Here is a 19,295-nt window from a genome sequence, read left to right on the forward strand (position 1 = left end):
GTACATTAATTACTTCAATTCTTGTTGATCTTCAAATTCTTGGACGTTTGTATCTTCAGTGATTTTCTCTAACTCTTGCTTCATGCCGTACCAGTTTTTATTCGTATGAACCCCAATGTGGTAAACACCTTCACCTTTTGGATGAATCCATACACGTCGATGGTACCAGTATAGACCTTGGACAACACCGATCATAAAAATGCCGGCACCTAAGCCGAATAGCGGTAATGTATTATCCTTTTTCACTGTTAAACCAGATGCAGAACGACGATCAACTCCTGTTACGTTCATAACTAACTCATTATCTTCTGATAACGGGATAATATCTTCTTGTAAATAGAAGAATCGCTCTGAATCACCTGTATCAGGATTTTCCACTGAGAAAATTAAACCAGGATTTCTAGGAAACTTTGAAAATGATGATGGACCATTTTCCGTAAACTCTAGTTCTGGATACCAATCATCTACTGACACCATTATATCACTTTCTTCTAAATGGAACTCTGGTGGAGCTTCATCACTGTAGAAAGTAAATTCACCTAAAACTTCGTCATTTAATTGGACATCGAAAGACATAGAATCATACTCTGCCTCTAGTTGTGTCCCTGCCTGATAGAGCGCATAACCGTCAAATGTAACCGGCTGATTTAATCGAATCTCACCTCTCGTTACTTCCTCTAGTTCTGGCTCTTGGCCAGGCAAAGTTTCTTCGGTCGTTCTATAAATTACGGCATTTGTTTGGAAGTTTTTCGGCACTGGCTCATCAACATCTTCTAACGCTCGACTAAACTGTTGTTGTGTTTCAGGGTCATATTCTTCATATACAAACCCTGTATTTTCCACATAATACTCTTGGTTCGTACTTGGAATAACACGCGTCTCACCTTCACGAACCCAAACATAATCATCGACATGCATCACTTCAAACATTCTGAAAATCGAAGCAAGTAAGATGATAATTAAACCGATATGGTTAACATAAGGTCCCCATCTAGAGAAACGATTTTTCTCAGCCATAACATGGCCATCATCTTCGTAGACTTTATAACGTCTACTTTTAAGATTTTCTTTTAACTTATTAACACCGTCTTCATTTAACTCATTATCTTTACTTACTAAACGTTGTCTTTTAACAAATACTTCATGTCGCTTAGTCTTTTGGTTGTTCAAAGCCCTTCTTAACGGCACATATCGGTCAATACTTGCTATAATAATCGATACACCAATTAGTGCAACTAAAGTTATGTACCACCAAGAGCTATACATGTTATGAAAGCCTAACTGGTAAAATATTTGTCCCGTTAAGCCATACTCTTCAACGTAAAATTGTGAAGATGGTAGTGGTGAGTTTTTAAACTGTTCTTGCGGATAAACTGTTCCTAATGCGGATAGAACGACTGTAATAACAATTAACCAGACGCCTACTTTTACGGATGAAAAGAATGCCCACGTTTTATCAACGAACGTTCGTTTATACGTTTGAGAACGTCTAGCTGATCCTTCATAGCGCATTTCTAATACATGCTTCTCATCGTTACCATCAATGTGTTGGTTACCTTCGATTGGTTTACCACAAGCTTCACATAGTATGGTTCCCTCTTTATTCAGGTGTCCGCATTCACATCTAATTGATTGATCACTCATATAAACCCCTCACGATTCTATTTATTTCCTATTGAGGTCTTATTTCATTAAAATAACCTTCTAAACTCTCTAATGTAACTGGTCCACGTACAATTCGCTCGATCGTGCCATCTGGTCGTATAAAGAATGAGGCAGGCAAATTAACAACTTCATACAACTCCATTACTGTGTTGTTACGGTCATGTGTACTTGGGAATGTTAAATCCAATCGATTATAAAAGTTGTTTATGACCGATTCATTTCGATCTACACTAACTGCTACGATTTCAATTCCTTGATCTTGATACTCTTCATATAACTGGTCCATGTATGGCATTTCTTCTTTACACGGCTCACAATAAGTAGCCCAGAAATTGACCATAACACCTTGACCACGTAAATCATGAAGTTCTATCGATTCACCTTCTTGATCTAAACGGTCTAATTTAAAGTTTGGTGCTTCTACTCCTTCTTGTAGTGAAGGGCGTTCAGATCCAGCGTTAACGATTAATACAAACACTAGTGTACCTGCTAATATAGCTAAAACTATACTTCTGAATATAAGACGCTTTTTCTTCTTGTCCAACAGGATCCCTCCTCATTGCCATTATACCATTCGTCTAATTGTTCTCATTTAGCATGTTTGAACATTATTTAACATTTTTTTGCGTAATATCTGCTAGTTGTTTAACTTCGTGTGGGGTTAATTCACGATATTGCCCCGGTTGCAAATTACCTAAAGCTAACGTACCGAATCGTTCACGTTTTAACTTATCCACTCTATAACCTAATGCTTCAAACATACGACGAACTTGTCGATTTTTACCTTGGTGCAATACCATTTCAATCATTGTTTTCTTTTTCTTCTTATCAACCTCAATAATTCTTGTCTTCACCGCTTTAAGACGTTCCCCATCATGGATAACACCTTTTTTCAGTTGCAAAGCTTCCTCTCTTGAAAGTTCACCATTTACTTTAGCTACATATACTTTGTCCACCTCAAATTTCGGGTGGATTAATTTATTAGTTAAATTACCGTCATTTGTTAAGATTAAAATCCCTGTCGTATCATAATCGAGACGGCCAACTGGATAAACACGTTGTTCTATTTCATCAGGCAACAAATCTGTTACTACTTTTCTTCCCTTATCATCTTCAACAGTTGACAATACTTGTCTCGGTTTATTAACCATGAAATAAACGGGTTGCTCCTTTTCAACAATAATATCATCTACTGCCACTTCATCACCTTGTCCAACTTTTGTTCCTAATTCAGTAACGACCTTGCCATTTACTTTCACTCGTCCCGATTCGATTAATCCCTCAGCTTTTCTTCTTGATGTTATACCACTTTTGGCAATCACTTTTTGTAAACGTTCTTTTTGTTTGCTCATCAATTTCCACTTCCTTAGTCTGTCTATATTATGTACATACTTATATTATGGCATAAGAAAAGCGTTAACATCACGGTTAACGCTTGAATTTCTTTAGTAACATTATGAACCAAAAATAAGGTAACATACAACTAACGAAGCAATTATACCAACGAAGTCAGCTAAAAGTCCAACTTTTAATGCATCTCCCATCTTTCTAATTCCAACAGCTCCAAAGTAAACTGTTAATACGTATAACGTAGTATCTGTACTTCCTTGCATGGTTGATGCTAATTGACCGATAAATGAATCTGGCCCTTCAGTTTTAATTAAGTCAGTGGCAATACTTAGTGAAGCTGTTCCTGATATAGGTCTAGTAATAGCTAGTGGAACAATCTCAGAAGGAATATTGAAGATTGAGAGTACTGGGTCGATTAAGTTAACAAATGCATCTAATGCTCCCGAAGCCCGAAATATACTAATAGATACAATCATTCCTAATAAAAAAGGAAGCAAGGAAACAGCCATCTTGACGCCTTCCTTACCTCCTTCAACGAACGTCTCATACGTTGGAACCCTTTTATAAGTTCCATACAGTAATACCGTTAAAATAATAAGCGGAATAATCCAGTTACTTATATGCACAAGCATTATATAAGTCTCCTTTGTCTCCTGTAATAAAAATACCGATCAATCATAATAGCTCCAATCGTTGAAATTAAAGTCGCTATAATTGTAGAACTTACAATCTCGGTTGGAGCCATCGAATCATATTGCATTCGAATAGCAATAATCGTCGTCGGAACGAGTGTCACACTTGAAGTATTTAAAGCTAAAAATGTAATCATTGAACGAGAAGCAACATCACTATCATTATTTAATTTTTTCATTTCATGCATTGCTTTAATGCCTAACGGTGTTGCTGCATTGCCTAAACCAAATAAATTAGCTGAAAAATTTGATAAAATATAGCCCATCGCTGGATGGTTAGCGGGAATTTCTGGGAAGAGTCTTGTAAAGACAGGCTTGAATAAATGCGCTAACTTTTCTAATAAACCTGCCTTCTCTGCAATTCTCATTAAACCTAACCAAAACACTAAAACGCTCACAAGACTGATCGTTAGCGCAACAGCATCTTGAGCACTACTAAAAATCACTTCATTTACTTCTTCAATTGTGCCGTTAAAAAATGCATAAATTATTCCAATTGCTGCTAAAGCTACCCAAATGATATTAACCATCTAAATTGCCCCTTGTAAATAACGAAACGACTTCATAAACCTTTCCCATAAGGATGGTTCACTCGGTTCTTCTCCAAAAAATATTGGGATTTCAGGTCTATCTTCTAAATGTGAAAAAGCATAATTGTATAGCAGTCGATGATCATTCCAGTCATCTGATGCGTCGATTGTAACGACCACGACCTCACTGCCATCTTGTTCAGCTGTTGTAACTAATGTCCTCCCAGCAATGCTCGTGTAACCTGTTTTACCACCTGTACATACTTGGTCATAAGTCATAAGTAATTTATTTTTATTCATCCAATGGTAACCAACATTTTCAGATAAGTATCTTTTCGTACCAAAGATCTCTCTAAAGTCGTCACTCGTATTCATTGCATAGCTCGTTAAAACCGCCATATCATAGGCAGTAGAATAATGGTCGTCCTCATCTAATCCGTGTGGGTTTTGGAAGCTGCTGTTTTGCATACCAATCCACTCCGCTTTCTCATTCATTAAAAATGCAAAACCTTTCTCACTACCAGCAACATGTTCAGCAATTGCATAAGCTGCATCATTCCCTGAGCGCAACATTAGACCATATAACAAATCTTCGATCGAATATACATCACCTGGTTGCGTGTATATAGAGGATCCAATCATTCTAGATGCTTCGTTTGATATAGTCACTTTTGAATCTAACTCTTTGTGTTCTAATGCAACAATAGCTGTCATTATTTTAGTAATACTTGCAATCGGTAATTGCTCATGAATATTTTTAGAGTAAATGATCTCTTGAGTGTCCATATCAATTGCTATAGCACTTTTAGCAGATACACCTGGTTGCGCATGCGTCATGAAAGTAGGTTGCAACATAATTAATAAGCATCCAATAAGAGCAAGGGAAATAATTTTTCTCATCTGACATCTCCTATTCTGTAACCGTCTTGTCCTATTCTCATGAAACATTATATGGTGTTATAAAGGCTTGTATGATAAAAGCTTCTATAAATTATCTAATCAAACTAAAAAAAGGCGACCCCCTTAATTACATTCGGGGTCACCTTTTTGCTGAGTAGCTATTAACTTTATAGGTTTATATAAGCTATACAGCTTCTAAATAATCTAACTCTTCACGTAAATCTTGAAATGTCGGCTCGATTAGTTTTGCTATTTCTAGTATGTGGTTACCAGGCTCACGCTGGAATTCAATCGACATTTTATTTTGGTAAGAAGCACGACTATCCTCATACCAAAGGTCATCTTTAGGAGAGAAAAACTGATTAACACATTTAAAATAAACGCCTCTTAATACTTTTTCAAGTACTTCTTCTTGAATGTCTTTAGTTGCTATTAATCGTTCTAAAGCGAATTTCCCCTCCATACAGTAAACTTCAAGATAACGAAAATGCTTCACGATCGAACGCACATATTCTTGATCCAATTGTACTTCATCAGTCAAAATAAAAGTTACGCTTTTATCATTCAAAAAATAATTTAAATCACGCTCTATTATATCTAATTGATTATAGACTTTCTCAGCCTGTGAAAATAAGTGTGTGCTCATCGGCCACAAAGTTACCTCCTTGACGAACAATGATCAACATTTTTAAGCAGATGGCTCCTCCATATCATTGAAAAACAGATCAGCATCTTGTACAGCCTCTTGAAAGTTTTCATCTGGTAGTGGTGGCAGCTCATCCAATGATGTTAAACCGAAAAAAGTTAAAAACTCTTTAGTAGTTTGGAAAAGAATAGGACGACCACTTGTCTCTTTCCGCCCACATTCTTCGATTAGAAATCGTGAAACTAACGTTTGGATCGGCCCATCACTTTTCACACCCCGAATATCTTCTATTTCAACTCTTGTTATTGGCTGTTGATACGCAATAATCGCTAAAGTTTCTAAAGCAGCTTGTGAAAGCTTCGAACTTGAGTTCGTTTCTTGCATTTTCTCAAAGTACAAAGCGTGTTCAGACTTAGTTGTTAAGTAATAAACACCCTTTTGTTCTAAGATAGATAATCCCCTTTGTCCATGTTCATAATCATACTTCAACTCTTCTAGTAATATTTCGGCTGTTTCCCCATTGACAGAGAGTACTTTCTTAATTTGTGCCATTGATATCCCTTCATCGCCAGAGGCAAATAACAACCCTTCTAATACGCCTTTAAGTTGAGCTAGTTCCATAATAATCCTCCGTTAAGGCCACTGTTATATCTTCAAAATTTTCTTTCTGATAGCAAATAATCGTATAAGTTTTCATTAATTCAAGCAATGCTAGAAAAGTAGTAACGACTTCAAACTTCTGTTCATATTCAAACAATCCAAAAAATGAAGATTCACCTTTGAATTTATGTAGTGTGTTCACAACATCACCCATTCGGTCTTCAATCGATATTTCTTGCCGTTGGATCGTTGTTTCCATTGGTTCAAGTAACTTTTTCCGTCTTAATACTTTTTGAAAAGCTTCAGTCAGATCTACTACAGATAGTACTTCGCTACGTTTAACAACTTCTTCTGATTGAAACGGTGTTAAATCAACTGGTACCCGAGTGTAAACTTGATTTGATTCTTGTTCTTTTTCTTTTAGAACTTTTGAAGCTTCTTTATACTTTTTATATTCAACTAACCTTTGAATTAATTCTTCTTGTGGGTCTTCTTCGTATTCATCTTCAAAATCTAACTCTTGTTTCGGCAATAACATATTACTTTTGATTTCTAACAAAGTTGCTGCCATCACTAAATATTCACTAGCAATATCTAAATGTAAATCTTGCATTGTATGAATATAATTCATATATTGATCTGCGATTTCTTTTAAAGGAACTTCATAAATATCAATCTCATACTGGTTAATTAAATGTAATAACAAGTCTAATGGTCCCTCAAACGCGTCAATTTTCACTTTATAGATTGACTCACTCATCAACTCACTCATTTCAAATCGGTTACCTTACTAACTTCATGTTACCAAATATCAAAGGAAAAAGGAATATCGCAATCGTTTCTTCACACTTCATTAGCAAAAATAAAGTGGCTTCAACTCTCATTGAGTCGAAACCACCCTTTTAATTACTCACATTGATCAAAGAAATCTTTAGTTTGGCCGTCACCACATATCTCATACTGCTCTTGATATTGGTCTTTTAAAGCCTTAACCATTTCTTTACCTATACCTTGATTTCGGTGTGAAGGTGTTACGCTTATATGCTGAACAATCATTTGTTCATTATTAAACCTAGCACCAATCGCACCTAATATATCCTCATCTTTCCATAAGAACAATTGCCAGTCATCATTGTTTTCATATTCTTTGATTGTTGATTGCAGCTTTTTAACTTCTTTTTCATCTGGCATGAAAGATAGTAAGCCCATGGCAATCTTCTCAAAGCTCTTTTTATATTTTATAAGCATAGAAACCCCTCTTTAAACTTTCAATTACTTACATATTTTTACCAAATAACGTCTATATAATACAATATATACTTTACTTGTTTTTGTTCATTTGTCAATAATACATTTTTTAGGAAGAGGGACACAATAATTTATAGAACATTATGCTTCAGTGATTACTACTTTTTGCATAACATCACCTGGCTGAACTCGGTCCACAATTTCAACTCCATCTGTTACTTTACCAAAAACAGTATGGCGTCCGTCAAGGTGTGGCTGAGCATCATGACAAATGAAGAATTGGCTTCCGCCTGTGTCTTTACCTGCATGTGCCATTGATAATGAACCACGTTCATGTTTGTTCGGATTTCCTTCAGTTTCACACTTAATAGTATAGCCTGGCCCACCAGTTCCGTTACCAGTTGGGCACCCTCCTTGGATGACAAAACCAGGAATTACACGGTGGAATGTTAAGCCGTCGTAAAATCCATCATTAGCAAGTTTTACAAAGTTATCTACTGTGTTTGGTGCTCCATCTTCAAATAAATCAATTTTAATTTGTTCTCCATTTTCGAATTGAATTGTTGCTTTTTTCATTTCAAAATCCCTTCTTTCTTATCTATTTTACTCATATGAAAGGTCAAAACGTGTCAAATCTTGATAGCGTTCACGTTTTATTACTAATCGATCTTCACCGTTTTCAACAAAAACAACTGCTGCTTTAGGAAAACGGTTATAATTACTTGCCATGGAATAGCCATATGCGCCTGTTGAGAAAACAGCTAAATAGTCGCCACTTTCTATTGTAGGCACTTCTATATCCCAAATCAACATATCGCCAGTTTCGCAACACTTACCAGCAATTGAAACAGTTTCTTCTTTCGGTTCATCAATTTTGTTAAGTAGCTCCGCTTCATACTCTGCTTGGTATAGTGCAGGTCTTATATTATCAGTCATACCACCATCTACTGAAACATACTTTCGCACTCCAGGAATATCTTTAATTGAGCCGACTTCATAAATGGTTACACCTGCATCACCAACGATCGAGCGTCCTGGCTCAATCCAAATCTCTGGCATAGACAACCCATGCTCATTAGCCGCTTGCTTGACGGAGTCAACTAAAGCTGTAACATAATTTTGTAATGGTAACGGTTCATCTTCTTGAGTGTATTTAATTCCGAAGCCTCCACCGAGGTTAATCACTTCAGCTTCGAATTCAAATTTCTCTTTCCACTGTGCTAAAGCTTTATATAAAGCTTGTACTGTCATTTCAAATCCTGTCGTTTCAAATATCTGTGATCCGATGTGGCTATGCACACCTTGTAAATGGATTCTTTCGTTGTTCAATACTTCGGATACAGCTTGATCAGCTTGACCGCTTAATAAATCAAAGCCGAACTTCGAATCTTCTTGACCAGTCAAAATATACTCATGCGTGTGTGCTTCGATCCCTGGTGTAATTCGAATGAGTGCATTAACAGTTTCATTCTTCTCTTTTAGAATCGCATTTAAAAGTTCGATTTCATAAAAATTATCAATGACAATGCATCCTACATTATAGTCAATTGCCATTTCTAACTCAGAAATACTTTTATTATTACCGTGAAGGTGGATTTTGTCAGCAGGATAACCTGCTTCAATCGCTGTGTACAACTCACCTTCTGAGACGACATCTAAACTCAATTCTTCTTGCTTTGCAACTTGTAGCATTGCAATTGAAGAGAATGCTTTACTTGCATAAGCCACTTGAAAATTAACATCTTGCTCTTTAAATGTTTGAACAAAAGCCCTTGCGTTGTTTCGGATTTTTTCTACGTCATATACGAAAAGTGGTGTTCCATACTTTTCTGCTAAGCTAATTAGACTTTTCCCACCTATGTGTAATGTATCTTTAACCATGAAACTCACCTATCCATTTCTCTATAGACAATTCTCTCTATACAATACAGTAAACTTACCATATGGAAAAGCAACGTTCAATTATTTTTCGTTCGAAAATTTCATTCATTTCAACTTCGAATCTAAATAAAGCAGGTTATGAATATAAACATAACCTGCTTTTAATAACATTATTCAGAATCAGGTCCAGATCCAGTTCGTTTATCATCTTGCGGGTGAACGATACTTGGTCGACGTTCTTGAATCGGAACTGAAACTCTAAACAAGATGTTATACATTGCTTTTGCATTGAACGGTATTAACGGCCATAAATATGGCGTGTTTAATGAGTAAGTGCGAGTTAAAATTAAAGCATACAATGTCATTCCAAGCACTAAACCTAAAACGCCAAATGAAGCAGTTAAAATGACAAGCGCCATTCTTGCTATTTTATTTGCTACTGATAATTCATAACTCGGTGTTGCATAACTTCCAACTGCAGCAATTGCGACATAAAGTATTATTTCTGGTGTAAAGAGCCCTACTTCAATGGCGATCTCACCGATTAACACTGCCGCTATTAAACCGAGTGCGGTCGATACAGCAGTCGGAGTATGAATGGCTGCTATTCGAAGGAATTCTAACCCTAAGTCTGCTAGTAATGCTTGTACGACAATCGGTACATTACCTTCATCTGAAGGACCAATGTAAGCTAAGTTTTCAGGTAGTCTGTCAGGTTCTAAAACAAATAGTAACCACAATGGAAGTAAGAATAGTGAAGCTAATATGCCTAAAAACCTCACCCACCTTACAAATGTACCAATAAAGGGGACTTGTCTAAATTCCTCGGCGTGTTGAACGTGGTGAAAATATGTCGTCGGTGTAATCATCACACTTGGAGATGTATCCACCATGACTAAAACGTGTCCTTCAAACAAGTGAGCTGAAGCTACGTCTGGCCTTTCTGTATACCTCACTAATGGAAAAGGTGTTTTAGCCTGATTTAATATAAACTCCTCTAATGTCTTGTCTGACATGGACAATCCATCAACATCAATTTTCTCAATTTCACTTCTCACCGTTTCGATTAATCCCGGGTCTGCTATATCATCAATGTACATAATTGAGACGTCCATTTTGGAACGCCTACCTACTTGCATAATTTCTAGACGTAAATTTTCATCTCTTACACGCCTTCTTGTTAGACCGGCATTTTCGATAATATTTTCTGTAAAACCGTCTCGTGACCCTCGCACTACCCTTTCCGTATCTGGTTCTTCTGGTCCTCTTCCAGGGTAATTACGAACGTCTACTACAAAGGCTTTATCTTTTCCGTCTACGAGTACAACTAATAACCCCGACATAATTTCTGTCGCAGCATCATCAACTGATTGGATTTCTTCAAATTGATGATTGGCTAACCTATTTTTAACGATTTCTGGAACTTTATTTTCATTCTCTTCAAAGTCATTTATTTCAATAACTTTCTTTAAAATTTCAGTTACAAATTCGGTGTCAACCAATCCATTTACATAGTAAAAGTCGACTTCTTTACCTAATACAATAATTGTTCGATATCCAATATCAAATGAAACATCAAGGCCCAGCTTATCTTCAAAGATCTTTCTATTTTCTGTAATCGAGCTTTTAATTTTTAGTTCATCATTAGACATAAACAAACGCACCCTTTACCCTCTTGGTTTAAAGATCAATGCTACGATGAATCCGAATAATATTGCTGATGCGATACCTGCAGAAGTTAATTGAAAAATCCCAACTGCAATTCCTAAAAATCCATGTTCCTCCGCTTGTACCATCGCACCGTGTAACAAAGAATGCCCGAAACTTGTAATTGGAACTGTAGCTCCAGCACCGGCAAATTCAATTAATTTATCATACAGCCCGAAGCCGTCCAAGACAGCACCAGCAACAACAAATGAAGACATAACATGTGCTGGCGTTAGTTTGAAAATATCTAAAAGTAATTGTCCAATAACACAAATTGCCCCACCTACAACGAAAGCCCAGAAAAAGTCCATGATCATGATGTACTCACCCGCTTTAAGACAACACCGTGTGCAATACACGGAATTGTTTCTTTTTGTTGTACGATTGTAGGGCTTAGTAAAGCACCTGTAGCGATTACTAACACTTTATTTAACTCCCCTGCTTTTAACTGTTGAATGACTTGACCATAAGTTACAATTGCTGAAGCTGCACACCCACTACCACCTGCAAATATGTTTTGATTTGAGTGATAAACCATTAATCCACAATCACGATGAACGTTTTCTATGTCATAACCCGATTGATAAGCTAACTTTTTAACAATTGGAGTACCGACACTCGATAAGTCGCCAGTTAAAATTAAGTCGTAATCCTCTGGAGTTCGGTTGAAATCTTTTAAATGCTGCACAATGGTATCAGCGGCTGCTGGTGCCATTGCTGACCCCATATCTAATGGATCATCTGCGCCAAAATCAATTACTTTACCTATTGTTGCACCCTCTACTTGAATTGAACTATGCTCTTTAGAGATTAATGCCGAACCTGCGCCAGTAACGGTCGATGTTGCTGTATCAGGCTTTTGACCACCATATTCAGTAGGGTAACGGAATTGTCTCTCCGCGGTTGAGTAGTGACTACTTGTACTTGCCAACACATAATTACAGTTTCCACTATCAACTAGTGACGCCCCCATAGCTAACGTCTGCATTGAAGTAGAGCAAGCGCCGAAAACACCTAGAAAAGAACTTTCATAGTTTCTTGCAGTATAATTTGAAGAGACCGTTTGATTTAAAAGGTCTCCACTAATAATTAAATCAATCGCGTCTTCACGAACCTTAGACTTATCAATACACATCTTAATTGATTTATTAAGTATATTCTGCTCCGCTTGCTCCCAAGTTTTGCCGTCGCAGTATAAATCCTCATATGAATAGTCAAAGGTTTGACCTAAAGGACCTGCTTTCTCTTTCGGACCAGAGACAGTTGCAGTTCCTTTTATATAAACTTCGTTGTTATTAAAAATCCATGAATGCTTCCCTTGTTTCATAAAAAAACCCCCCTTACACTTTAAAATAAAGTTTGAATTGTGTAGCGAATCACACCGACAACGTAAGCGGCTACCGTTCCAAATACAATAACGGAACCAGCTAACTTGAACATATTAGTAGAAATCCCTAATACGATCCCTTCACTTTTATGCTCTAACGCTGCACTCGTAATAGAGTTTGCAAAACCTGTTACTGGCACAGCTGATCCGGCTCCAGCAAACTGTCCTATCTTGTCATACAATCCAAAGCCAGTTAATAAAGCCGCAATTAGTATCAAAGTCGTAACAGTTGGATTACCTGCCTCTTTTGAAGTAAACCCGAACATTTCCATGTAAAAAAACGTCAATCCTTGGCCAATCAAACAAATAAACCCTCCGACCATAAAAGCTTTTAAACAATTCCGAAAATACTTTGGTTTTGGTTGATAATCTTTTAATGATTGCTTGTAGTTTTCTTTTGTTATCAATCGTCTTGCTCCTTTCTAGTTCACAAAAAATATCCATTGAAACAACGACCCTAATATTTTCCCAAAAACTATAGCTAACACTAATAAAGGAATAAAATTGTCTACTTGTAATCTTTTAGCTAATATCGGAAATACATTAAGCACTTCGGTTAATGCAGCTGCCAACATCCCAACAAAAATCCCGTGTAACAACCCCCAATACATTTCAACGACAATTGGTGTTTGAAACGTGTAGTCGCTAAATGTAATCCAAATGCCAAACATCGCACCTAATATAACCGACCATTCATAAACACGAATCAGTTTGCCTGATTTAGACAGTTGAACTAATCGGGGAATTATACCTAATACAGTAAGAAAGGCTACAAAACCAGAACCTACCGCTAGACCAGCCGATAAGCCGACAATAATTTCTACAGCGTAACTAATCATTATTTTTGTTCAACTCATTTTCATTAAATGTGACGTATTCATATAAATTCTGATCGTAGTTAAACATTTCAACTTCAAGCGGACTTGGTTCTTCATTAAACTTCTTCTTTAAGAAATGGTTAAAGAATAAAATCATCCCTAAACCTAACCCAATTGAATACGGGATTTGTAACCATAGGACACTTCGATCTATATCACCAGACATCATGCTGTGCAACTTCTCCTGTACTTCTGGCATGCTTACATCAAAATGAAAATTCATAACAGCCATAGCTGCTCCTATAAATAAAAGGGTCCAAATGAAAAACACATAAATGGGATACATTTTCGTACGAGGCTGTTCAAGTATTAAAATCGTTTGTGATGGTCCAACAGATTCAATATCGTTTTCTGGATACAGGTTTTGTATTTTTTTAATAATGTTATATAGATCAATTACTTTATACGTTTGATCATTCTCTGTTACTTCATAAACAAATAAGTTTAAAAGCTTACTTTGCAATTCCTCTGCACAACTAATCCAGGCGATATCTCCTAGTCTTATTTGGTCGTTGACATTAACTTTCCGCTTGTATTTCAGACGCAAATAGATGACATTAGACATTTGTTAGACCCATCCCTTGAATTGCTATATTGTTATTATGTACATCGAATAGTAATCCATGTATTTTTTACAACTTATAATGAGCCGATTTGTTAAGCTCTTTAGAACAAAAAAATAAAAGGAACATTAACCTGGATTTACAAGTTAATGTTCCTTTTATTTATTATTTTATGTCTCCAACAAATCTTCTAATTCAGACAAGATGTTCTTCTCCAAACGTGAAACTTGTACTTGAGATATATTTAGTCGTTTAGCCACTTCTGACTGGGTTTGGTCTTTATAGTACCTTAAGTAAATAATTAACCTTTCCCGATTGTCTAGTTTTTGTATCGCTTCTTTTAAAGCAATATGATCGAACCACCTTGTTTCTTTATCAGCAATTTGATCCATCAATGTAATTGGGTCACCTTCATTTTCATACACCGTTTCGTGGATCGAATGAGTGCCTTGATTTGCTTCAATCGCCATAACAAGTTCTTCTTTCGGGATTTCCAGCGCCTCACTTAATTCTGCAATGGATGGAGAGCGTCCATATGCCTTTGTTAATTCATCTTTTTTTGCTCTAATTTTATGGTTCATTTCTTTTAATGATCGGCTCACTTTAATTGAACCATCATCTCGAATAAACCGCTGAATTTCACCAATAATCATTGGCACAGCGTAAGTCGAAAAGCGCACATCATAACTTAAGTCAAATTTATCAATTGACTTAATTAATCCTATACACCCTATTTGAAATAAGTCGTCAGCTTCATAACCTCGGTTTAAAAAACGTTGAACAACCGACCAAACAAGTCGAGTGTTCTTCTCAACAATTAAATCTCGCGCGTCTTGATCACCTTGCTGACTTCGTTCGATGAGTTCTTTCACTTCTTCATTTGATAAAGCGCGCTCATCCTTAACTTGCTTATTTTCTTTCATTGACATCACCGGACAGCATGACGTTCATTGTGATTGAATTTTTTCCTTAATGTTACCGTTGTACCTTGACCTTCAGCTGACACCACTTCAAACTCATCCATAAAATTCTCCATAATCGTAAAGCCCATCCCAGAGCGTTCTAACTCTGGCTTAGAAGTATACATCGGTTCAACCGCTTCGTCGATGTCAGGAATTCCTTTTCCGTGATCTATAATCTTTAATGACACTTCTTGTTCATCAATATGGCATTCTAACTCTACAATACCTTGGTCTACGTCTTCATAACCGTGAATAATTGCATTCGTTACCGCTTCAGAAACAACTGTTTTCACTTCTGTTAGTTCATCCATCGTCGGGTCTAGTTGTGATATAAAAGAAGCAACAACTACTCTCGCAAAAGATTCATTCTCACTTTTAGCAGCCATCTCAACTTTCATATGATTGTTCATGAAGCCACCCCCAAACGGGATAGTGCAGCTGTTTCATCCTCTTCAGTATTAACTAGTTTAAACATCCCAGAAAGTTCAAATAACCTTTTAACAGATTTATTAATGGAGCAAATGACCATCTCACCATCATTAGCTTTAACTTCCTTATAGCGACCAAGGAAAACACCTAAACCTGATGAGTCCATAAATGATAACCTTTCTAGATTAACAACGACATTTTTAACGCCGTCATCTTGCAAATACTGTTGCCATTTTTCTTTTAATGTTTCTGCTTCATGATGGTCCAATTCACCAACTAAACGAACAAGCAACACATCTTCTTTTCTCTCGAAATGTGAAATAAGGCTCAATGCATTTTTCCTCCTTTGAATAGATGCTATTGAGCCTTTTCGCCATAGTTATTTTGTTTTCCTGCACAAAGACAAAACTAGTTCAAATTCGACATAACATCTCGATGATGGAGTTGATTCATCATTCGCTTCCATAACGTCCAAACAGATGCATCTTTTATTTCTTCTTTAATAGTTAAAGGATAATCTTTAACGAGTTGTTCTTCTTTATAGATCTCAATCTTACCAACTTCGTCACCTTTTGCTAATGGCCACTCATCAGAAGAATCAACTGAAACTTCTGTACGATAATCACTAATGTTTTCACCTTTTTCTAATAACATCGAAATGTTTTGTTTAGGTGCAGCTACTAAATAGTCATTGTCTGCTTTAATATGTTGCCAGTGATATAACTCATCGTCTTTAGCGTGAAGTTGATGCAATTCATAGTGTCCATAAGCATAATCAAGCATCGACGTAATATCAGCGTTACGTTTCTGTGGCGTTTCTGCTCCCATTACGACGGATACAACTCTCATATCACCGCGTTTAGCTGTTGCTGTTAGGCAATATTTAGCTTCACTAGTATATCCCGTTTTTAAGCCATCAACACCTTGATAAAACTTAACTAACCTATTCGTGTTAACAAGCCAAAACTCATCATCTGTATCTTGTCTTAGATAGTCTTCATAAATTTTAGTATAGTCGGTGATCTCTTCATGATGAAGAAGCTCTTGAGCAATTCGAGCCATATCATGAGCAGAACTATACTGATTTTCAGCAGGTAAACCTGTCGAGTTAACGAAGTTTGTATTCTCCAATCCTAGCTCACTCGCTCGTTCATTCATTCGATCAATAAATGCTTGTTCAGTAACTGAAATCCGTTCAGCTAGTGCTACAGTTGCATCATTTGCTGAAGCTACTGCAACGGCTTTTAGTAAATCCTCAACAGTCATTTCTTCAAATGGTTCAAGGTAAATTTGTGAACCACCCATTGATGCAGCATATTCACTCACTTGAATCGTCTCTTCTAATGTGATTGACCCTTTATCCAGCTCTTCCATAATTAAAAGCATAGACATAAGCTTTGTCATACTTGCTGGTGGTAAACGTTTATGAGGATCTTTATCATACAGAATTGTACCTGTATCAACCTCTAACAGCATAGCTGACTTTGCTGATTCAACTAGTTCACTACTTCCTTCTTCATTAGCCCATATATTCGTTTGTGGAAATAATAAGAATAAGATCATCGTCAAAATTGTAATTTTGCGTAGCATACTAATTCCCTCCATTCATTCATGCTTCATATTTTTTCCATAGAAATTTTTTTTATTACATAAAAACAAAAAAATCCTGAGTTTTCTTTTTTAGAAAACCCAGGATCCTATATATTACTCAGAAATAATTGTTTTAATTAATTGTGGTGGTTGTACACTTTCTGTAGTTAGCGTGATGTTTTCGTATAGCTTCTCTTTAATTGAATCAACATCTTCTTGATTCGAATGTATCGTTAATAAAGATTCACCTTCTTCTACGTAGTCGCCAACTTTTTTGTTTAAAACGACACCGACAGCAAGGTCAATTTGTGAATCTTTCGTTTGACGTCCTGCACCTAATAACATAGCTGCATTACCGATCTCATCAGCAACAATTTCACTCACATAGCCCGATTGTTTAGCAGGTAGTTCAATATTGTGCTCAGCTTGCGGTAATTTGCTCGGTTCATCTACGACCGATGCATCTCCATTTTGAGAGGATAAGAAAGTCTTCAATGTTTGTAAGGCTTGGCCATTTTCAATTACTTTTTCTAACAAGTTTCTAGCTTCGTCTAGTGAACTTGCCTTGCCACCTAGCACAACCATTTGACTTGCAAGTGTTAATGATAGTTCTGTTAAGTCTTCTGGACCTTCACCACGTAACGTATCAATCGCTTCTTGCACTTCTAACGAGTTACCAATCGCACGGCCTAAAGGTTGACCCATATCGCTAATAACTGCCATCGTGTTACGACCAACATTGTTACCGATCGATACCATTGCTTTAGCAAGTTCAACAGATTCTTCTTCGCTCTTCATAAATGCACCTGCACCTGTTTTTACATCAAGTACAATCGCATCAGCACCAGCGGCAATTTTCTTACTCATAATGGAACTAGCGATTAATGGAATTGAATTAACAGTCGCTGTTACATCTCGTAAGCCGTAGAGCTTTTTATCAGCTGGTGTTAAATTACCGGACTGCCCGATCACTGAAAGCTTATTTTCATTAACTAAGCGGATAAATTCTTCATTATCGATTTCAACGTGGAATCCTGGTACAGCCTCTAACTTATCAATTGTACCACCTGTATGGCCTAACCCACGTCCACTCATTTTAGCAACTGGCACACCTACAGCGGCAACTAATGGTGCTAAAACTAGTGTTGTAGTGTCTCCTACTCCACCAGTAGAGTGCTTATCAACCTTCACTCCTTCAATAGGCGAAAGGTCAATTGTGTCTCCAGACTCAACCATAGCCATTGTTAATGTGGCACGCTCTTGTTCTGTCATTCCATTAAAATAAATAGCCATAGCTAAAGCACTTGCTTGATATTCTGGAATTGAGCCATCTGTATATCCTTCTATGAAGAAATTTAGCTCTTCATCCGTTAATGCTTCACCGTCTCTTTTCTTTGCTATAATATCATACATTCGCATGGCAATTTGCCTCCTTACAACGATTGCAACGTTTGTTTAACTAGTTGTATAAATTGTTGTTTCACTTGTTCAGTCGTTTCAATAACTTCATCGTGAGATAATGGCTGGTCAAGTATACCTGCAGCCATATTAGAAATACAAGAAATACCTAAAACTCTCATTCCAGCATGGTTAGCTACAATAACTTCTGGTACTGTAGACATTCCTACTGCATCTCCACCTAACGTTCTTAGCATTTTCACTTCACTGCTCGTCTCATAAGTTGGACCTGAATTTCCAACGTAAACCCCACGTTGTACTTCTAGACCCAATTCGTCAGCTGTCTTTTGAGCTACTTCAATTAAATCACGGTCATAAGCTTGCGACATGTCTGGGAAACGTGGGCCTAATTCGTCAACGTTTTTACCCATTAACGGATTATCACCCATATTATTAATATGATCTTCAATTAGCATTAAATCGCCTGCATTGAAAGATTCATTAATTCCACCTGCTGCATTTGTAACAACAAGCTTTTCTACACCTAATTGTTTCATAACACGTACAGGGAATGTAACGTGTTGCAGTGAATAGCCTTCATAATAGTGGAAACGACCTTGCATTGCCACGACTGTTTGCCCTTGTAACTCACCAATCACAAGTTGACCTTTATGACCTTCAACAGTTGATTGAGGGAAGTGTGGAATTTCATGATATTGAATTGTTACAGGGTTATCAATTTCATCAGCTAATACGCCTAAACCAGAACCTAAAATTAAACCGATACTCGGTGTTTGACCTGATAATTGGTCACTAATAAATTTCTCAGACTCCCTAATTTGTTCGATTAACGACATGTGTATTCTCCT

24 protein-coding genes are annotated in these 19,295 nt (G+C 36.8%); all 24 read right to left on the bottom strand.

The window, feature by feature from the left end; all coding sequences use genetic code 11:
• Window positions 1-9: 9 nt before the first annotated feature.
• The 24 genes from resB to AHA02nite_RS04905 all read right to left on the bottom strand — a co-directional run bounded on the left by resB (window position 10) and on the right by AHA02nite_RS04905 (window position 19,283).
• Window positions 10-1,644 carry a cytochrome c biogenesis protein ResB gene (gene resB / locus AHA02nite_RS04790; protein ID WP_146814913.1) on the bottom strand — a complete coding sequence of 545 codons (1,635 nt, stop codon included), beginning with the start codon at window positions 1,642-1,644 and terminating at the stop codon, window positions 10-12.
• Between the two features lie 28 nt (window positions 1,645-1,672).
• Window positions 1,673-2,209: a thiol-disulfide oxidoreductase ResA gene (gene resA, locus AHA02nite_RS04795; RefSeq protein WP_146814915.1), complete on the bottom strand. Its 537-nt coding sequence runs from the start codon at window positions 2,207-2,209 to the stop codon at window positions 1,673-1,675.
• 64 nt (window positions 2,210-2,273) lie between these two features.
• Window positions 2,274-3,017, bottom strand: coding sequence for a pseudouridine synthase (locus AHA02nite_RS04800; RefSeq protein WP_146814917.1), 744 nt, complete (start codon window positions 3,015-3,017; stop codon window positions 2,274-2,276).
• Window positions 3,018-3,119: 102 nt separating this feature from the next.
• Window positions 3,120-3,647 carry a spore maturation protein gene (locus AHA02nite_RS04805; protein ID WP_370871924.1) on the bottom strand — a complete coding sequence of 176 codons (528 nt, stop codon included), beginning with the start codon at window positions 3,645-3,647 and terminating at the stop codon, window positions 3,120-3,122.
• Window positions 3,647-4,237, bottom strand: a complete 591-nt coding sequence (locus AHA02nite_RS04810) for a nucleoside recognition domain-containing protein (protein ID WP_146814921.1) — start codon at window positions 4,235-4,237, stop codon at window positions 3,647-3,649. Before AHA02nite_RS04810 ends, AHA02nite_RS04805 begins: the two co-directional genes overlap by 1 nt.
• Window positions 4,238-5,137 (bottom strand): D-alanyl-D-alanine carboxypeptidase family protein, encoded by a 900-nt coding sequence (locus AHA02nite_RS04815; RefSeq protein WP_170235969.1) that lies wholly within the window; start codon window positions 5,135-5,137, stop codon window positions 4,238-4,240.
• A gap of 184 nt (window positions 5,138-5,321) precedes the next feature.
• Entirely contained in the window at window positions 5,322-5,783 is a 462-nt protein-coding gene (locus tag AHA02nite_RS04820; RefSeq protein ID WP_146814925.1) for a DUF3907 family protein, read from the bottom strand.
• Between the two features lie 42 nt (window positions 5,784-5,825).
• Entirely contained in the window at window positions 5,826-6,404 is a 579-nt protein-coding gene (scpB, locus tag AHA02nite_RS04825) for an SMC-Scp complex subunit ScpB (RefSeq protein ID WP_146814927.1), read from the bottom strand.
• Window positions 6,385-7,143, bottom strand: coding sequence for a segregation/condensation protein A (locus AHA02nite_RS04830; RefSeq protein WP_146814929.1), 759 nt, complete (start codon window positions 7,141-7,143; stop codon window positions 6,385-6,387). The genes scpB and AHA02nite_RS04830 overlap by 20 nt, the downstream gene beginning before the upstream one ends.
• Window positions 7,144-7,289: 146 nt before the next feature.
• Window positions 7,290-7,631, bottom strand: a complete 342-nt coding sequence (locus AHA02nite_RS04835; RefSeq protein ID WP_017184961.1) for a GNAT family N-acetyltransferase — start codon at window positions 7,629-7,631, stop codon at window positions 7,290-7,292.
• Between the two features lie 141 nt (window positions 7,632-7,772).
• Window positions 7,773-8,207: a peptidylprolyl isomerase gene (locus AHA02nite_RS04840; RefSeq protein ID WP_146814931.1), complete on the bottom strand. Its 435-nt coding sequence runs from the start codon at window positions 8,205-8,207 to the stop codon at window positions 7,773-7,775.
• 27 nt (window positions 8,208-8,234) lie between these two features.
• Complete coding sequence (gene lysA / locus AHA02nite_RS04845; RefSeq protein WP_146814933.1) at window positions 8,235-9,512, bottom strand: diaminopimelate decarboxylase; 1,278 nt, start codon at window positions 9,510-9,512, stop codon at window positions 8,235-8,237.
• A gap of 170 nt (window positions 9,513-9,682) precedes the next feature.
• Window positions 9,683-11,164 (bottom strand): spore germination protein, encoded by a 1,482-nt coding sequence (locus tag AHA02nite_RS04850; protein WP_146814935.1) that lies wholly within the window; start codon window positions 11,162-11,164, stop codon window positions 9,683-9,685.
• A gap of 15 nt (window positions 11,165-11,179) precedes the next feature.
• The gene (gene spoVAE, locus AHA02nite_RS04855) at window positions 11,180-11,530 is read right to left on the bottom strand and encodes a stage V sporulation protein AE (RefSeq protein ID WP_146815114.1); all 351 of its coding nucleotides are present in this window, start codon (window positions 11,528-11,530) and stop codon (window positions 11,180-11,182) included.
• Between the two features lie 2 nt (window positions 11,531-11,532).
• A complete protein-coding gene (gene spoVAD, locus AHA02nite_RS04860; RefSeq protein WP_146814937.1) occupies window positions 11,533-12,546 on the bottom strand; it encodes a stage V sporulation protein AD in 1,014 nt (337 codons plus the stop codon).
• 20 nt (window positions 12,547-12,566) lie between these two features.
• A complete protein-coding gene (spoVAC, locus tag AHA02nite_RS04865; protein WP_146814939.1) occupies window positions 12,567-13,013 on the bottom strand; it encodes a stage V sporulation protein AC in 447 nt (148 codons plus the stop codon).
• A gap of 15 nt (window positions 13,014-13,028) precedes the next feature.
• The gene (locus tag AHA02nite_RS04870; RefSeq protein ID WP_146814941.1) at window positions 13,029-13,445 is read right to left on the bottom strand and encodes a stage V sporulation protein AB; all 417 of its coding nucleotides are present in this window, start codon (window positions 13,443-13,445) and stop codon (window positions 13,029-13,031) included.
• A complete protein-coding gene (locus AHA02nite_RS04875; RefSeq protein ID WP_146814943.1) occupies window positions 13,438-14,049 on the bottom strand; it encodes a stage V sporulation protein AA in 612 nt (203 codons plus the stop codon). The genes AHA02nite_RS04870 and AHA02nite_RS04875 overlap by 8 nt, the downstream gene beginning before the upstream one ends.
• A gap of 168 nt (window positions 14,050-14,217) precedes the next feature.
• Entirely contained in the window at window positions 14,218-14,970 is a 753-nt protein-coding gene (sigF, locus tag AHA02nite_RS04880; protein ID WP_407642717.1) for an RNA polymerase sporulation sigma factor SigF, read from the bottom strand.
• Between the two features lie 5 nt (window positions 14,971-14,975).
• Window positions 14,976-15,419 carry an anti-sigma F factor gene (gene spoIIAB, locus AHA02nite_RS04885; protein ID WP_146814945.1) on the bottom strand — a complete coding sequence of 148 codons (444 nt, stop codon included), beginning with the start codon at window positions 15,417-15,419 and terminating at the stop codon, window positions 14,976-14,978.
• Complete coding sequence (gene spoIIAA, locus AHA02nite_RS04890; RefSeq protein WP_146814947.1) at window positions 15,416-15,769, bottom strand: anti-sigma F factor antagonist; 354 nt, start codon at window positions 15,767-15,769, stop codon at window positions 15,416-15,418. The genes spoIIAB and spoIIAA overlap by 4 nt, the downstream gene beginning before the upstream one ends.
• A gap of 77 nt (window positions 15,770-15,846) precedes the next feature.
• Window positions 15,847-17,028 carry a D-alanyl-D-alanine carboxypeptidase family protein gene (locus tag AHA02nite_RS04895; RefSeq protein ID WP_146814949.1) on the bottom strand — a complete coding sequence of 394 codons (1,182 nt, stop codon included), beginning with the start codon at window positions 17,026-17,028 and terminating at the stop codon, window positions 15,847-15,849.
• A 114-nt stretch (window positions 17,029-17,142) separates the two neighbouring features.
• Window positions 17,143-18,447, bottom strand: a complete 1,305-nt coding sequence (locus AHA02nite_RS04900) for a pyrimidine-nucleoside phosphorylase (RefSeq protein WP_146814951.1) — start codon at window positions 18,445-18,447, stop codon at window positions 17,143-17,145.
• A gap of 14 nt (window positions 18,448-18,461) precedes the next feature.
• Window positions 18,462-19,283, bottom strand: a complete 822-nt coding sequence (locus AHA02nite_RS04905; RefSeq protein WP_146814953.1) for a purine-nucleoside phosphorylase — start codon at window positions 19,281-19,283, stop codon at window positions 18,462-18,464.
• Window positions 19,284-19,295: the final 12 nt, after the last annotated feature.

It is taken from the genome of Alkalibacillus haloalkaliphilus, from assembly GCF_007991275.1.
GTDB classification, from domain to species: Bacteria; Bacillota; Bacilli; order Bacillales; family Alkalibacillaceae; genus Alkalibacillus; species Alkalibacillus haloalkaliphilus.